The 1,018-nt window shown below is 61.8% G+C and carries 1 protein-coding gene; it reads right to left on the bottom strand.

Annotation, left to right across the window (positions count from 1 at the left end; translation table 11 throughout):
* Position 1: 1 nt before the first annotated feature.
* On the bottom strand, positions 2-1,018 hold a 1,017-nt coding region (locus OM076_RS44505; RefSeq protein ID WP_270046755.1), incomplete at its 5' end, for a RiPP maturation radical SAM C-methyltransferase.

Below are 1,018 nucleotides of genomic sequence, written 5' to 3' on the forward strand. Positions count from 1 at the left end.
TTCACCAGTTGGGGTTGGTGGGGAGGGCGAGGGCGAGGTAGCGGTCGTTTTCGGTGAGCATGAAGCGGTGTTGGCAGGGGTGGGTGAAGGCTTGGCGGATTTCGTCGGGGGTGACGGTGTGGTTGAGGTGGGTTGCGATTTGGGTGGGGGTGCGCATGGTGTCGGTGCAGTATTCGTAGGCGCGGGCGAGGGGGCCGTGGTATTCGGTGGTGCCGGTGGGGGTGTTGTGGCGGGTGTCGTCGATGAGGATGGAGTCGCTGGTGCGTCGGTAGGTGAGGGTTTCGCGGTGGTTTGAGTGGTAACGGGTTTGCCAGTTGGTGATGAAGGTTTGGGTGTTGGTGTGTGCGCTGTCGGGCAGCGTGTTGTCCATTTGGTAGTCGAAGAAGTAGGCGATTTTGTCGTGGTTGAGGTTGGTGATGGGGTAGGCGTGGTGGTAGCTGGCTTCGGCGTGGAGGGTGTGGAGGGGGTAGGTGTGGCGGTCGGTGAAGTAGGGTGAGAAGCGTTCGAGCCAGATGCGGGTGCAGGCGTGGGCGGGTTCGAGGTGGGTGAGTGAGTGCAGGACGTCGAGTTCGGCGGTGTAGTCGTCTTCGGTTTCGCCGGGAAAGCCCCAGATGAGGTTCCAGGAGACGCGGATGTTGTAGTAGCGGCACCATTTGAGGAGGCGGACGTTTTGGAGCATGGTGGCGCCTTTGTGCATGAGGGTCAGCACGTGGGTGTTGAGGCTTTCGATGCCGGGTTGGACCCAGCGCACGCCGCCGCGGTGCAGGGCGCGGATTTGGGGTTGGGTGAGGTTGGCTTTGATTTCGTAAAAGAAGCGGTAGTCCTCGCGGGATTCAGCGATCGCGCCCAGCAGTGACTGCACGTGGCGCATATCCAGGATGTTGTCCGTCGCTTCGAAGAAGGTGATGCGATGCCGGCTGGCGAGCTCGCTGAGTTCGCTACGTATGCGCTCGGGGCTCTTGGAGCGAAACCCCATCCCGAGCCCGTTGAGCCCGCAGAACGTGCAGTGGTGCTTCTC

It is taken from the genome of Solirubrobacter ginsenosidimutans (assembly GCF_027587205.1).